The organism is Spirochaetae bacterium HGW-Spirochaetae-1, assembly GCA_002839375.1.
Taxonomy (GTDB): Bacteria; Spirochaetota; UBA4802; order UBA4802; family UBA5550; genus PGXY01.
The window spans coordinates 121,483-136,364 of record PGXY01000010.1; the positions used below are offsets into that span (position 1 = coordinate 121,483).

A 14,882-nucleotide genomic window follows, 5' to 3' on the forward strand; every position below is an offset into this window, starting at 1 on the left:
GAAAGACTGCATGGAGGAAATTGTATGAAGGCACTTGTTTTCAAGGCAGAACCGGCCAGGTACGCCGTGCTGCAGGCCCTCAGGCCCGTAAGCAGGAGGTTCTGCTACAGCGGCCCTTTTGCATCCATCGGGCTTGGCGATATTCCCGATCCCGGTCTTCCTTCGCCGGAATGGGTAAAAATAAAGACCGTTCTGTGCGGTTTCTGCGGCAGTGATCTAAACCTGATATTGATGAAGGATTCGCCCACGGCAATGCCTTTTACCTCCTTTCCCTGCGTTCCCGGCCACGAGATATGCGGCCGTATCGTGGAAACCGGCGGTAGTGCCGGGACCTGGAAGAAGGGTCAGATGGTGGTCGTATCTCCCCAGTTGAACTGTGAGACAAGGGGGATATGTCCACCCTGTCAGAGCTGTCAAAAGGGTAAGACGTCCAATTGTGAGAATTACGCCGAGGGAAGCCTGGCCCCCGGCCTCTTCACGGGGATATGCAGGGATATTAACGGCGGATTCGCACCGTACCTGGTCGCTCACCGGAGCCAGCTCTTTGCCGTGCCGGAAGGTGTTTTACCCGAAGAGGCTGTTCTCACGGAGCCCCTGGCCGTGGCTCTCCAGGCCGTTCTGGACAACATACCGGAGAAGGACGACAAGGTGCTGGTCATCGGCGGGGGAGTAATCGGCGCTCTCATAGTGCGGGTAATGCGCGGTATGGGGCTCCCTTGTCATGTTACCGTTGCCGATCCTTCATCGTTGGCAGCGGAATATGCCCGGATGAGCGGGGCCGATGATGTCGTTTCAGGGAATATCATCGATGCAGCAGTGGAAATAACGGGGGGACGGGCCTACAAACCTCTCCTGGGAGAACGCGTCATTATGGGAGGTTTTCACCGTATTTTTGACACGGTGGGATCTAAGGAAACCCTGTCCCGCTCCATGCGCGTCCTGGCTGCGGGCGGGACACTGTCGGTTCTTGGCATCGGTAATGATGTACGACTGGATATGACGCCCCTGTGGTTAAAGCTTCAGACGCTGAAGGGATGCTACGCCTATGGATGGAATACATGGAAGGGAATCTCGCGTCCCGTTTTTGGGATCGCCCTTGACATGATCGCCGAGAAAAAAGTTCTTGTGGGAGATATGCTGACTCATACTTTTTCCCTGGAAAAGTACAAAGAAATGATGGAAGTTAATCTCGCGAAGTCAAAGCACCGGGCCATGAAGACGGCCGTACGGTTTGAATAAACTATCCGTATCGGCCGTCAATGACCCGATGTCGTACTGTGCCGCATTACCCGGCAATAACACGGAGGAGCTCCCGTGCCGCTTCTTCGGGCCCGTTCATTTCAAAACCGGCAATGCCCAGGCGTGTCCTCATCTGTCCCACGAAGAGATTGTTTTTAAAGAAACTCTCAAAATATTTAGTAGCGATATTCTCGTGGATGTCCCGGTACTGGGGCGGTCCGAAAACGTTGGCAAAGTAGGAGTGTACCAGTCCTGTTGTGGTAGTGGTTCCCTTGCTCATAACAGTCCCTTCGCGGAAGACTGAGCAGGCCGTTTCTGCGCTGCTGAAACGTTCAACATGGGGATGATTTTCATCAATTTCCTCATAGTTATTCGCGTAGAGCACATAGTCGATCGGGAATCCGCGGATGACCGTTTCATATCCTGCAACGGGAAGTACTATCCTGGCATTGACCATGCCGGCGCTCATGATGATGGATCGGTCGATCTGTCCGAAGGCATATCCCGGCTTGAGATCATCAATACGGAGAAATGCGCCGATCTCCGTACCATAACCGATGATGTTCCCCCTGCTGTCTATCTCAAGTGAGCCCATATCATCGGCAATTATTATAATATCGCTGATGGTGTCGGAACCGATACTGCGGAGGGCCTCCAGGGTCTCGGATTTTCCGGCACCCGTGTCGCCCATGAGGAGGATAGTTGCATCGTTACCGGTTTTAAAATGCATTTTTACCAGGGCGCCGTGAAAGGGCATGATGCCCCGTTTCATGACAGCGGCATTGTGAAGTGTCAGGACCATTTTTTTCAGATATCCAAAATAGCCGAATTCATCTCGGTTGGGACAGGCGCCGATGAGGATGTTGTTTTCATTATCATCAAAAAATAGCGTGGGATACTCGGATAGCCCGTCCAGTTCATCACCGGGGACGCCGAAGAGAAAGACCGCATCGGGTTTTTCCATCAAGTCACTGTCATCGGCAAGTTCAAAGAGGTTGCACAGGGTAAAACCCAGTTCAAAGAATTTTTCATGGAAAAAAGCATGAATGAGGAGTTTGCCTACTTTGGCCGGATAACAGAGCCATTCATCGGGATTGATGTTTATCACCGAAAGGGGATTTACATCGATTTTCATGAATTCACCGGTCCTCTTGTTCATGGTAGGCTCCAGGATGAGCGGCGGGTTCATGAGTATCTGCCGTATGACGTGCACTGAACGGAGTTTGCCGTAAAGATCACCGGGTAAGGGGATGTGTTTCGGCAGCGATATGGCTGCGAATTCCGCACCGGCCTCGACCTGCCGGTAGACCCGCGGATGGGCCCCGGTTATATTTTCCTCGATGTCGCGATATGTTTTGCGTACGATTTCGGCAAGCTCGCATACCGTATCGTTGAATGTGCGATAGGGCCGCTTGTCCAGGTTGTCTCCCTCGGAGTCGGCAATAACGTAGCGTTCATATCCCCGCCAGTAGTTATAGATGTATTCCACAAAATTTCCCAGGAGCGGGATGTCACTGAAAAAATGAGAGGCTTCGGGCAACAGGCGTGCAACCTCGCTACTGGTGTTCCTCGTTAGCTGGGAAAGAACTCTCAACAGCAGGGCGATATCCGTTTCGGCGGGAGATGTATTGCCGAATATATTGAGCAGGATCGATTTTTTTTCCTTTAATTCACTGACGGCGCGATGGAGGAGCTCATTGAAAAGGCGGCTTTCAAGGATATCCTCAGGGGTTTCACATAACCGTCCCCGGGTTTTCATGATAATTTTGTTCCTGATGATTTTGTAATTGCTCAGCATTCTCTGTTTCCTCCTGGCATTTTTTTTTGTAATAAAAAAGGCGCTCCCTTCGGGAACGCCTTTGCTGTTTTCGTATGTTTTATTCTTCTATACAGCTTTGGCTATTTTTCCCGATTTGATGCACTGTGTGCATACATATTTCCGTGTCACCTTCTTGTTTTCCAGTACACGTATTTTCTTGATGTTGGGTTTCCACATCTTTGGTGTCTTTTTATTGGAATGGCTCACATTGTTGCCAAATTGAACCGATTTTCCACAAACTTCACATTTTGCCATAACACTGTCCTTCCTTCTATACGCTCTGATTCTGTCAGACGTGATTTTCTGTATTTTCCCGGCCGAGGGGGATAAAAATAATGATTTCATGATTGAAAACAATCAGGTTGGCAATCTAAATATGCTCATTTATTTTTGCAAGCATTTTATATTCATTTTTTCCAATTTTGTTCTATGGAATATGGAAAGCCCGACAGAAACCACTTTTTTTCTTGACAATAAGAATAGTCGTGTTACGATTGCATATATGAACAACGTCCGTATATACGGACTTTAGGAAATGGTGTTATGAACAGATCAGTTGACCGAGCAATCGACATCATCGAACTTGCCACACAAAACCGGGGAGGAGTAAGCCTCAGGGATATCCTCATTAAAACCGGAATGCCTAAAAGCAGCGCTTTTGACATTGTCCGCTCCCTGGTGAAACGGAATATTCTCCGGGAGATTCCGGGAAAGACCACCCTCTACGCACCGGGAAGGCAGCTCTATTTCATGGGAAACAGCTATCCTGAAAGTCTTCCGATCCTGAAGATTCTTATTGATCGTCTTCAGGAGACTGCCGAGGCCACTCATTATAATACATACGCCGGAGTTCTGGAGAACGATGAACTGGTTTATGCCTATAAATACAAGCCGAAGAAATCCATTCTCACTGCCGCGGGCCTGGGGGATAAAAAGCCCCTCCATTGCACCGCCCTTGGCAAGGTTCTGGTTTCATTCCAGAAACCTGATGAGTGCCGTCGCCTCATAGCGAGCCTTCCCCTTTCCCGCCTTACAAACTATACCATCACCGACCGAGAGGAATTTTCCAGGGAAATACAAGAGTGCTTCGATCGGGGTTATGCCCTTGATATAAGAGAAAACGATGATCATACCTTCTGTGTGAGCGCGCCGGTCCTTAATAACGAAGGGGTGGCTGAAATGGCAGTAAGCCTTTCATATATTTATTCTGAAAATATAAGTCTGGAAAAGGAAATAAAGATTATTCGGGACATCGCTCATGAGCTTTCCCAGACACTGGGATACAGCGGTCCTCGCCCGGGTAAAAAACAAGGTGAGGAATAAACCATGGCGAAAATAATCACTCTGGGGGAGATCATGCTGCGTCTCTCCACCCGTGAAAACCAGCGCTTTTCTCAGGCCCGGGATTTTTACGCCACCTATGGAGGCGGCGAAGCGAATGTGGCTGCCAGCCTTGCCAATTTTGGACATGAAACAGAGTTTATCTCCCGGCTTCCGGACAACGCCCTGGCCGACGGGGCTATAAAATTTCTCAGGGGTCATGGAGTGGGAACCCGTCATATTCTGCGGGGCGGTGAACGGATGGGAATCTACTTTCTGGAACCGGGGGCAAGTATGCGGCCGTCAAGGATTATCTATGACCGGGCACGCTCGGCCATGGCTGAAGCGGACCACCGGGATTTTCACTGGGAGTCCATTTTCCGCGAAGCCCGGTGGTTTCACTGGTCCGGTATTACTCCGGCACTATCGGACAGCGCAGCTGAACTTACCCGGCAAGCCTGTATGGCGGCGAAGGCCGCCGGAGCCGTAATTTCCGTAGACCTGAATTTCCGGAAAAAGCTGTGGAGTCCGCAAAAGGCCATATCAGTGATGACACCCCTTATGGAATACGTGGATGTCTGCATCGGGAACGAGGAGGACGCCCAGAACTGCCTGGGATTCACGCCGGAAGGAAGCGATGCTGCCGCCGGGAAGCTCAACCTCGAGGGATACCGTACCATGTTTCAGGGAATGCGCGATCGCTTCGGGTTTTCCACCATCGCCAGCAGCCTGAGGGAGAGCATCTCTGCCGACGATAACCGGTGGAGCGGTATTCTCTATGACGGTACGGAATTTATTACCTCGCGACAATATCATATCCACATCATCGACCGGGTGGGGACAGGCGACAGTTTCTCCGCGGGCCTCATTCACAGTCTTCTCGATGGTGATACTGCCGGGGCGATCAACTTCGCCGTGGCCGCCTCGGCCCTGAAACACACCATTCCGGGGGACATCAACCTGTCCACCCTGAGCGAGGTGCAGGAACTCCTTTCCGGCGACGGCACTGGCAGGGTCCAGAGGTAAAACTATGGGACCGGTAAAGAATATAACAAACGAAGAAGACATCTCCATGGATATCAAGATGGGACCCAAGTGTTTCCCCGAGATACGGGAACTGGCGGAAGGCAGGCCCATGTCGTCAACAAAGCACTTCAATGATTTTTGCAAATACATCGACATGAGACTGGACTGCGCCGATTTCCGCATGGTGAGCCTGCTGAGAACTGTCTATGAATGGCCCCACCTGCTTGGTCAGGCCTGCATCGATCGGGCCCGCCGGGTGATCATCAACTTTAAATACTGGATGGATGAACCGGGCGATGACAGCATGTGCTACTGGAGCGAGAACCACCAGATCCTTTTCGCCGCCTGCGAATACCTGGCGGGGCAGTTGTATCCCCGTGAGATATTCACCAATGATAACCGAAAAGGAGCCGAGAAGCAGGAGCGCGCCCGGATCAGAATAGAGCGCTGGATAGAATATCGCTTCCTCTACGGTTTCACCGAATGGCACTCCAATGTTTATTACGAAGAAGACATTGCTCCCCTGACTATCCTTATCGACTATGCCCGGGACACGGCACTTGTGGAGCAGTGTAAAATGATCCTGGACCTTCTGCTCCTTGATATAGCCATGCACAGCTGGAAGGGACTCTTCTCGGCCTCGAGTGGCCGGTGCTACGAAGATCAGAAACGATTTCCTCTGAAACAGGAAACCCTGGAGATCGCGGAAAAAATATGGGCAAGGGGATACATCCGCCAGTACAACTGGGAGCGCCTTTCCGCGAACTTCCTTTTATGTAAAAACTATGATCTCCCTGAAGTGATCCGCAGAATCGGTGAAGACGGTGCTATCGTGGAGATCCGGGACTCCATGGGCCTGGACCTCGCGGAGATCCGCCGGGAATTTTCCGATCCCAGGGATATCGACACCACGGGGATGTTCCTCTGGGCCATGGAGGCCTTCACCAATCCGGAAAGCATTTCCATGACCATGAAGATATTCAATGACTGGAGCCTGGAGAAAAATATTTTTCTGAAGGATTTTGGTCCCCTGAACATTTTCCTTCTCAGAAAGCTCAGACTATATCCCCTGTTCAGCCGGGTCCTCCATCCCTCTACGGACGGAATCGCCATCCAGCGTTCCAACAGCTACACCTATAAAACGCCGGAGTATATGCTTTCTACGTCCCAGGCCTATCATCCCGGGGAATTCGGGGACCAGCAGCACATCTGGCAGGCCACTCTTTCCGAGGAACTGACCGTCTTTACCACCCACCCGGCCGCTGCCATGTTCGACGACAACGCCCGTAATTTTTCTCCTTCTTACTGGGTGGGCAACGGCATCAATCCCCACAGCGTTCAGGACAGGAACATCCACCTCAGTATCTACCGCCTGGGGGTACGACGGGGATACCTGGAAAAGCATCGTCACCTGTTCACCCATGCCTGGTTCCCCTTTTCACGCTTTGACGAGGTGGCGCTCCGGGGACGCTGCGCCTTTGGCCGGAAAGGGAAGGCCTTCATCGCCATGACGGGCGCCTCGGAGCTTCGCAGGGAGCCGGGGAAGGAGAATGAGCTTATACAGGATGGCAGGAACCACTTCTGGATCTGTGAGCTCGGCCGGGAAGGCGAGCCGGAAAACGGCGGAGGAACATATCAGGATATTCACCGGGACTTCAACTCCTTTATTGAAGCGATTGAAAAACGGGAAGTCTTCTTTACCGGCCGGCAACTGACCTATATCACCCCTGGACGCAACTTTCGCCTGAAGTATAAAAGAGGATTCTGCATAAACGGAGAGGAGCAGAAACTTGATTACCAGCGCCTGGAATCCCCCTATGGCGCTATCCAACGCAAGCCCGAAGAAATTTCTATTATTTTCGGGGATTCGGAGCTTTACATGAACCTGAAAAAAACGATCCGGAGATGGAGATGAAAACAACGTACTTTCAGAAGATAATCGATCTGGGGGACAGCGTCATCCGGCGCTTTCCTCCCAGGATGAAGTGGATGTGGGGCGAGGCCCTCCTGGGATACGCCCTTACTGAATTGGACGCCTTCCTGAAAGAGGAAAGGTACTTTGACTTCACCAGGGCCTACTGCGATTACTGGGCAGCCGCGGACCCCCGGGTGGACCAGTCCGACACCTCGGCCCCGGCCCTCATTACTTATGCCATGGAGAAGCGCACAGGCAATCCGGCCTACGCGGCCCTCACGGAGAAAGTATTGAATTACATAAAACACGAACCCCGGATTCTGGACGATGCAGTGAACCACTTGGGTAACAGCCCCGAGAGCAGGCTCTATCCCCGGTCCATCTGGGTGGACAGCCTTATGATGTTCTCGGTCTTCCCGTCCCGCTATGCTGCTGAAAAGGGCGACAGGGAACTCCTGGACTTCGCGGCGCGGCAGCCACGGCTTTATTCAGGATACATGCAGGATCGGGAAGACCACCTCTGGTACCACTGTTACTGGGTAAAGGCCCATAGCCATTACCCCAGGAAAAAGATATACTGGGGCAGGGGAAACGGATGGGTCATTGCATCCCTTCCCCTGATTCTGGACTATCTTCCCGGGGATCATCCCGAACGGGAAGGTATCATGAAAATTTTAAGAAGCACCAGCCATGCCCTTCTGCCCTACCAGCGGGAAGACGGCTACTGGGAAACGGTATTCAACCGTCGGGGAAAAACCTACAGGGAATCATCGGCAACTATGCTTATCGCCGCGGGATGGCTCAAAGCAGTACACAAAGAGTACCTGCCCCGGGATTTTCTGGCTCCGGCCGTCAGGGCTTTTCGGGCCGTAGTGAATAATTTCGAGTACCGTGACGGTGAAATATATATGCCTGAAATCTCGGCGCCCACCATCGCACTCCCGCTCCTTCCCTACACGGGGTACCGGTTCACGCCCCGGGGAAACAACTGGTCCTACGGACTGGCGGCGGCGATTATGGCGGGGATCAATTACCAGACCCTGGCCGACAAGGGCCTTATTCCCGAAGGAGGAGAATAATGATCGGCAATAACCCACATAAAAAACTTACCCGTTTCGAGGGCCTAAGCTTTGCCTCGGGAGATCTTTACGGCGGCGGCGCCCAGACCATGATCGCCTTTTTTTATCTCCGGTTTCTCACCGATATGGTGGGCCTGCAGCCGGGACTGGCCGCTCTCATCATCGCCATTTCCAAGATATGGGACGCCGTGAGCGATCCCCTCATGGGAGTCATCACGGACAATACCAGGAGCCGATGGGGCCGCCGGAAGCCCTGGTTTCTTGTGGGATTCTTCGCCATAATCATCGCCATGTTTCTCCTCTGGCTTCCTGTCCAATTCGAAAACACCAGTTTCAGGGCCGCCTTCGTTCTTTTTTCCTATCTTTTTTATTCAACGGTACAGACCATTATCATGGTTCCCTATTCGGCCATGAGCGCTGAGATCAGCATGGATTATGAGGAACGTAACTTTGTCAACGGGTCCCGTCTCCTTTTCTCACAGCTGTCAACCCTCCTGGCTGCAGTGCTTCCTCTGACTATTGTTAGCGCCTTTGCCGACGCCAGGATCGGCTACAATGTCATGGCCCTGGTCTTTGGCGTGTTCTACGCTCTCCCCTTTCTGTTAATCTTTTTAATCTGCAATGAACGGGTGCCGGAGCCGGGAGAAAAGGCAAGGTTTGATATCCGGCTTTTTGTCAAACCCCTGAAACTCCGGTCCTTTCGACTCCTTATTGCCATGTATCTGGGCGCCTTCCTGATGATGGATATTATTTCTGCGGTCTTCACCTACTACATGGACTATTTTCTCCTTCGTCCAAAAGAGCTCGAATACGTCCTGGGAACACTGCTTATCGTCAGCACCTGCCTGGTGCCCCTGGTCATCTATCTGGCCAACAGACTGGGCAAGGCAAAGTCTTTTTTTATCTTTCTCGCCGTCTGGCTCCTGGGGATAGCGCTCATTTCCCAGGTAAACACCAACTGGCCGAACTGGAGTATCTATGTTATCGCGGCCATCATGGGTATAGGCACAACCGGCGGAATTGTTACTCCCTGGATCATGTATCCCGATGTCACCGATGTGGGGGAGCTGGTCTTTGGTAAACGGGTGAGCGGTTCCTTCAGCGGTCTCATGACCTTTTTCCGGAAATTAAGCGGTGCCCTGGCCATCTTTATCGTCGGCCAGATACTTCAGTTTGCCGGTTACCGCATCCCCATCCAGGAGATGACGGGGGGAAAGCTTGTGGTGACAAAATTCCTTCAGCCTGAATCCGTTATTATCTCCCTGAGGCTCATCGTGGCGGTGATTCCCCTGTTCCTCCTTGGAGTGGTGTTCTTTGCCGCCCGCCGTTATCCACTCACCAGGGAACTTCATACGCGCCTCGTTAATGTCCTTAAATTTAAGAGAGGCGAACAGCCGGAAACACCGGCAATCAAAGCCGATGAAGAGGAGCTTATTCGCGTGCTTGCATAAAAGCAATGGTAATCATGAATACCGTGGATAAAAATCAAAGAAATATAGGTAAAAAAACACGAGGTGAAACCTATGAAACTTGACGTTCGCTATGCCAACCATCCCAATGACAGTAAAAGATATGACACCGAAGAGCTACGGAAGCATTACCTTGTTGAATCGGTGTTTGAGGCCGAGACTCTGCGACTTACCTACAGCCATCAGGATCGGATGATCGCCGGCGGTGCCATGCCCCTGCGGTCGGGCCTGAGGCTCGAGGCCGGGAAAGAGTTCGGCACCGAATACTTTCTGGAACGCCGCGAGCTGGGGATTATCAATATAGGGGGCGCCGGCAGCATCACCCTGGACGGAAAGGAATATGGGCTTGAATCCCGGGACGGAATGTATATCGGTATGGGGATTAAAGAGGTAATCCTTAAGAGTGCCGATCCAAAAAATCCCGCGAAATTTTATTTGAATTCAGCCCCGGCCCACCAGGAATATCCATCCGCGTTGATCCGGTTCAAGGACGCCAATCCCCTGCACATGGGAGACCAGGCGAACCTGAACAAGCGGACCATTTATCAGTACATCCACCCGAAGGTCTGTAAGAGCTGCCAGCTGGTCATGGGGATGACCCTCCTGGAACCCCATAATGTCTGGAACACCATGCCCTGCCACACCCATGAACGGCGGATGGAGGTCTATTTCTATTTCGACATGAACGATGAGACCCGGGTCTTTCACCTCATGGGCCGGCCCCGGGAGACCCGTCACATCGTCATGAAAAATGAACAGGCTGTAATCTCACCAAGCTGGTCCATACATTCCGGTGTGGGAACCAGCAATTACAGCTTTATCTGGGGAATGTGCGGCGAGAATCAGACCTTCGATGACATGGATCACTCCGCCATGGAGGATCTGTTCTGATGGCTTCATCAGATATCACTCGTGGAAGACCGGGTCGTCATGCAAAAACCCCGGTTGCACCGGCGCCCCTCGTAAGTCTCCAGACCTTTACCATACGGAAAGACCTAAAAAAAGCATGCCGGGGTGGGTCATTATTACGTGAGGCCCGACTCTTCAGGCTTATGGAAGACATCCGTAAAAAGGGGTACCGGCACCTGGAGCTCGCCCGGGCGCCCTTTGATCCGGAAATATGGGAAGATATCGGCAGGGCCGCTGCGAAGGCGGAGATCAGTATCGAAAGCACCCAGATAAAGCTCAGGGAGATAGAGGCTGACCTCGGTAAAACCATAGAGATGCATCGGAGCCTGCCATGCCGCCGGGTGGTGATATCAGTCCTTCCCCTGAGACTGGCGGGCGCCGGCGCTGCGGCATACCATGAATTCGCCGGACGCCTGAACCGCCTGGGAGAGAAACTTAGGGATTCCGGACTGGAACTGCTTTTCCATCATCATCATTTTGAATTCCTTCCCCTGAAGGACGAAAAAACGAAAACAGGCATGGATATTCTGATTAAGTGTCTCGATCCCCATCTGGTAAAGCTGGTCCTGGATACCTACTGGCTCCAGCGGGGCGGAGAAAACCCCGGAAGTTTTATCCGCCGCATCGGCGGGATGGGGCTCGCCGGGGGCGTACATCTGCGAGACTATGCTCTTACACTGAAATTCACAGCTATAAAGGCGTCGGACACCTGTGTGGGGAAGGGACGCCTTGATTTCACCGATATTTACCATGCCTGTAACGAGGCGCGGGTCGCCTACATGGCCGTGGAGCAGGACTCCGGGCTACCCTGGGAAGACATCTCCGCCGCATATAGCCACATGAAATCAATAATTTATAACACAAGGGGGATATAGACCATGATTCTGGACACATTTAAACTTAAGGGTAAAACAGCCATCGTCACCGGTACCTCTCGGGGCCTCGGCCAGGCCATAGCCCGGGGACTCTCTGAAGCCGGGGCAAACATTGTCGGTGTGAGCAACGAGAGTTCCCAGGAGACCGGTTTACTAATCGAAAAGAACGGCGGCCGGTACCTGGAACTCCAGGTGGACCTGAGAACCACCGCGGGGATACCGGGAATCATAAGTGAAGGACTCCGGGCCTTCGGCTCCCTGGATATCCTGGTGAACAACGCCGGCATCATCCGGCGCAATGACGCCCTGGACTTCACCGAGGAGGACTGGGACGCTGTCATGGACATCAACCTGAAAAGTCTCTTCTTTCTCTCCCAGGCGTCGGCCCGGCAATTCGTCATCCAGGGCCGGGGGGGCAAGATTATCAATATCGCCTCCATGCTGAGCTACCAGGGGGGTGTCCGCGTCGCCTCCTACACCAGCAGCAAGAGCGGCGTCATGGGCCTTACCCGTCTCCTGGCCAACGAATGGGCAAAACACAACATCCAGGTGAACGCCATCGCCCCGGGATACATGGCCACTGAAAATACCGCACCCTTGAGGGCCGATGAAAAACGGAGCACCGAGATACTGGACCGAATCCCGGCGGGCCGCTGGGGAGTTCCCGAGGATCTCCAGGGAGCGGCGGTTTTCCTTGCCGGCTCCGCTTCCGATTATATCAACGGGTTTACCCTGGCCGTGGACGGCGGATGGCTCGCCCGGTAAAGGAAGGGAAGGATATGCCGGGCAATGTACAGATTATTTTGACCTACTCCTGGTAAGGGGATTATGCATCTTTTAACAGAAGACCCCCTTAAGGAGTATCTTTATAAAAAATAATGCATTAGCAGCAAATAACCACATCATAAAAAACTTGGGAGGGGAGAAATGAAAAAAATAACTCTAATCATTTTGGTGCTTCTATCTGCTTTTTTTGCTGGATGCGGTACTGATACAAGCAATGACAGCGCCAAACCAGACTTTATCGCCCGGCGTACCGCCTTCATTGAAGGAACTATTAATGCATCTCCGTCAAACTGTTACACAGAGCTTATCCGCCTGAAAATGGGCATCGCCCCTGATGAAGCCACTATTCGGGGATCTCAGGGGATTGCCAAACTCAATGCCCGCGAGGATACAGCCGACTTCAGGCTGCCGGCATTTTTGGGCATTCTCTACGGGTACTCGGACTCTGACCTCATGGATGCCGCTCTCGTAGAGGACATGAAGTCTGCGGTGCTCAACTTTAAATATTGGCCCGATGAACTGGCAGGGTGGACCTGGACCTACCAGCCCTATATGGATTCGGCCTATATTTACTCCCTGTTCAATGACGGTGATTCCTCTAACGATGCCGATGCAGCAACATATCTGGCAGCGTTTAACGCGGTTGATGCCATGGATGACATGTGTTACTGGTCGGAAAACCATTTTATACTTTTCAGCTCCGGCGCCTACCTCGCGGCACAGCTCTATCCGGATGAAACGTTCATCGCCAGCGGAGAGACCGGCTCGGAAAGACTGGCAAAATTCAAGGCCCGTATCATGCAATGGCTTGAGCTGCGGTATAAAAGCGGCTTCAGTGAATGGCTTTCCAACGTTTACTTCAATGAAGACATGCCGGCTCTTCTGGCTCTTATCGAATTGTGTGAAGACCAGGAAATTGTTCAGCTCTCCACAATGGTTCTGGACCTGATGATGGCCGACATGGCGCTCAACCAGTTCAGGGGGAACTTCGGCAGTACTCATGGACGTACCTATACCCAGAAAATGAGCGGATACTCTGACAGCACTGGAGCCGCCATGAACCTTCTATTTGGTTTGAATAACCAGGGAACGGGAAACATGACGGCTAGCCTTCTGGCCATGAGTGAAAAATACCGGCTGCCACGGGTAATCTATGAAATGGCCAATGATCTGGATCGTGAGTATTTTATTAATAAACAGCGCATGGGGATAAAAATCGAAGAGGCGGAATCACAGTGGGGGCTCAACTGCAGTAATCTGACCGATATTGAGGACGGCATGACTCTTCTCACACTGGAAGCCTACGCACACCCGCTCACCATTGATCTTTTTAAAAAAATGCTGGATGACTATTCATGGTGGGGAAACAGTATGTTTTCTTCATTCAAGGATTCCCGTTTGTTGCTGGAGCACCCTGAATTTACAGGCACCTACCTGGGTTTTGATCCGACACCGGGCGGAACCGATACCCTTCCTGAACTTGCCGCAATCGCTGAACCTGACCTGACTCGAAACATGAGAACCGAAGTGAATATCTATACCTACCGGACACCTGATCACATGCTCAGCACCGCCCAGGACTGGAGACCGGGATACGGCGGAGACCAGCAATCAATCTGGCAGGCGACACTGGGCATGGACGCCACCTGTTTCACCACACATCCCGGTATTGATGATTCCTCTATCACCGGCAATCCTTCGCCAAGCTACTGGACGGGATACGGCACACTCCCGCGTGCCATCCAGGTAAAAAATGTCGTTATTTCCCTGTATGACGTAGATGCCACGACAATGTTCTACGTTACAGGACAACCCCTGTACACCCATGCATATCTTCCCAAAGGTAAATATGATGAGGCTGTTAAGGACGGCAATTGGTTCTTCGCCCGGAAAAATGACGCCTACCTTGCGCTCTATTCATCGGATGCCGCAGCGGACTGGGTGACAAATACCGATGACGCAACGAAGGGAGGACAGTACGAGATCAAGGCGAGTGGTGAAAAAACAATCTGGATCACCGAGCTTGGCCGGGCTGCAGATTACGGCGATTTTGAATCCTTTAAAACTGCCATAAGAAATGCGGCCCTCACCGTTGATGCTGATGCTCTCACCGTGGACTACACATCACCCTCACAGGGAAACCTGGTCATGGGATGGACAGGAGCCCTGACACAGAACGGTGTCGCAGTAAATGTGAACGGCTACGGCAGGTATGATAATCCCTGCAGCACATCTGATGCCCCTGGCAAAGATATGAGCGTCGTGAGCTTCAGCCTTAACGGGGAATCTTTGGAACTCGATTATAATAACAGGACAAGAGTAGTAAGCAGTTATCTCTACTAATAGCTGTTGGACCAGTCAACATAAATCCTTTCTATCAGGCGGGGGCGTTCCCGGGAACAAACCCCGCCTGTTTCTCGTGCTTCTCAGGTCCATCGTAGACTT

Annotated in this window: 13 protein-coding genes; 11 read left to right on the forward strand and 2 right to left on the reverse strand. The window is 52.1% G+C overall.

The genetic code is table 11. The features are described from left to right. Window positions 1-24: 24 nt before the first annotated feature. Entirely contained in the window at window positions 25-1,239 is a 1,215-nt protein-coding gene (locus CVV44_19405; GenBank protein ID PKL35700.1) for an alcohol dehydrogenase, read from the forward strand. A 46-nt stretch (window positions 1,240-1,285) separates the two neighbouring features. Here CVV44_19405 and CVV44_19410 read toward each other — a convergent pair whose 3' ends face one another. Beyond that, window positions 1,286-3,037 carry a phosphoenolpyruvate carboxykinase gene (locus CVV44_19410; GenBank protein PKL35701.1) on the reverse strand — a complete coding sequence of 584 codons (1,752 nt, stop codon included), beginning with the start codon at window positions 3,035-3,037 and terminating at the stop codon, window positions 1,286-1,288. A gap of 87 nt (window positions 3,038-3,124) precedes the next feature. Continuing rightward, on the reverse strand, window positions 3,125-3,313 hold the full coding sequence (gene rpmB / locus CVV44_19415) for a 50S ribosomal protein L28 (protein PKL35956.1): 189 nt from the start codon (window positions 3,311-3,313) through the stop codon (window positions 3,125-3,127). 88 nt (window positions 3,314-3,401) lie between these two features. Here rpmB and CVV44_19420 point away from each other — a divergent pair, with 88 nt between their 5' ends. The 10 genes from CVV44_19420 to CVV44_19465 all read left to right on the forward strand — a co-directional run bounded on the left by CVV44_19420 (window position 3,402) and on the right by CVV44_19465 (window position 14,780). After that, entirely contained in the window at window positions 3,402-3,590 is a 189-nt protein-coding gene (locus CVV44_19420; GenBank protein ID PKL35702.1) for a hypothetical protein, read from the forward strand. Window positions 3,591-3,601: 11 nt separating this feature from the next. Then, the gene (locus tag CVV44_19425; protein PKL35703.1) at window positions 3,602-4,381 is read left to right on the forward strand and encodes a hypothetical protein; all 780 of its coding nucleotides are present in this window, start codon (window positions 3,602-3,604) and stop codon (window positions 4,379-4,381) included. Between the two features lie 3 nt (window positions 4,382-4,384). Next, on the forward strand, window positions 4,385-5,404 hold the full coding sequence (locus CVV44_19430) for a 2-dehydro-3-deoxygluconokinase (GenBank protein PKL35704.1): 1,020 nt from the start codon (window positions 4,385-4,387) through the stop codon (window positions 5,402-5,404). 4 nt (window positions 5,405-5,408) lie between these two features. Further along, a complete protein-coding gene (locus tag CVV44_19435; GenBank protein PKL35705.1) occupies window positions 5,409-7,319 on the forward strand; it encodes a hypothetical protein in 1,911 nt (636 codons plus the stop codon). Continuing rightward, window positions 7,310-8,398 carry a hypothetical protein gene (locus CVV44_19440; protein PKL35706.1) on the forward strand — a complete coding sequence of 363 codons (1,089 nt, stop codon included), beginning with the start codon at window positions 7,310-7,312 and terminating at the stop codon, window positions 8,396-8,398. The genes CVV44_19435 and CVV44_19440 overlap by 10 nt, the downstream gene beginning before the upstream one ends. After that, complete coding sequence (locus tag CVV44_19445; protein ID PKL35707.1) at window positions 8,398-9,849, forward strand: MFS transporter; 1,452 nt, start codon at window positions 8,398-8,400, stop codon at window positions 9,847-9,849. Before CVV44_19440 ends, CVV44_19445 begins: the two co-directional genes overlap by 1 nt. Before the next feature lie 72 nt (window positions 9,850-9,921). Then, on the forward strand, window positions 9,922-10,758 hold the full coding sequence (locus CVV44_19450) for a 5-dehydro-4-deoxy-D-glucuronate isomerase (GenBank protein ID PKL35708.1): 837 nt from the start codon (window positions 9,922-9,924) through the stop codon (window positions 10,756-10,758). Continuing rightward, window positions 10,758-11,651: a hypothetical protein gene (locus CVV44_19455; GenBank protein ID PKL35709.1), complete on the forward strand. Its 894-nt coding sequence runs from the start codon at window positions 10,758-10,760 to the stop codon at window positions 11,649-11,651. Before CVV44_19450 ends, CVV44_19455 begins: the two co-directional genes overlap by 1 nt. A gap of 3 nt (window positions 11,652-11,654) precedes the next feature. Further along, entirely contained in the window at window positions 11,655-12,416 is a 762-nt protein-coding gene (gene kduD / locus CVV44_19460; protein PKL35710.1) for a 2-deoxy-D-gluconate 3-dehydrogenase, read from the forward strand. 162 nt (window positions 12,417-12,578) lie between these two features. Further along, on the forward strand, window positions 12,579-14,780 hold the full coding sequence (locus CVV44_19465) for a hypothetical protein (GenBank protein PKL35711.1): 2,202 nt from the start codon (window positions 12,579-12,581) through the stop codon (window positions 14,778-14,780). Window positions 14,781-14,882 lie beyond the last annotated feature (102 nt).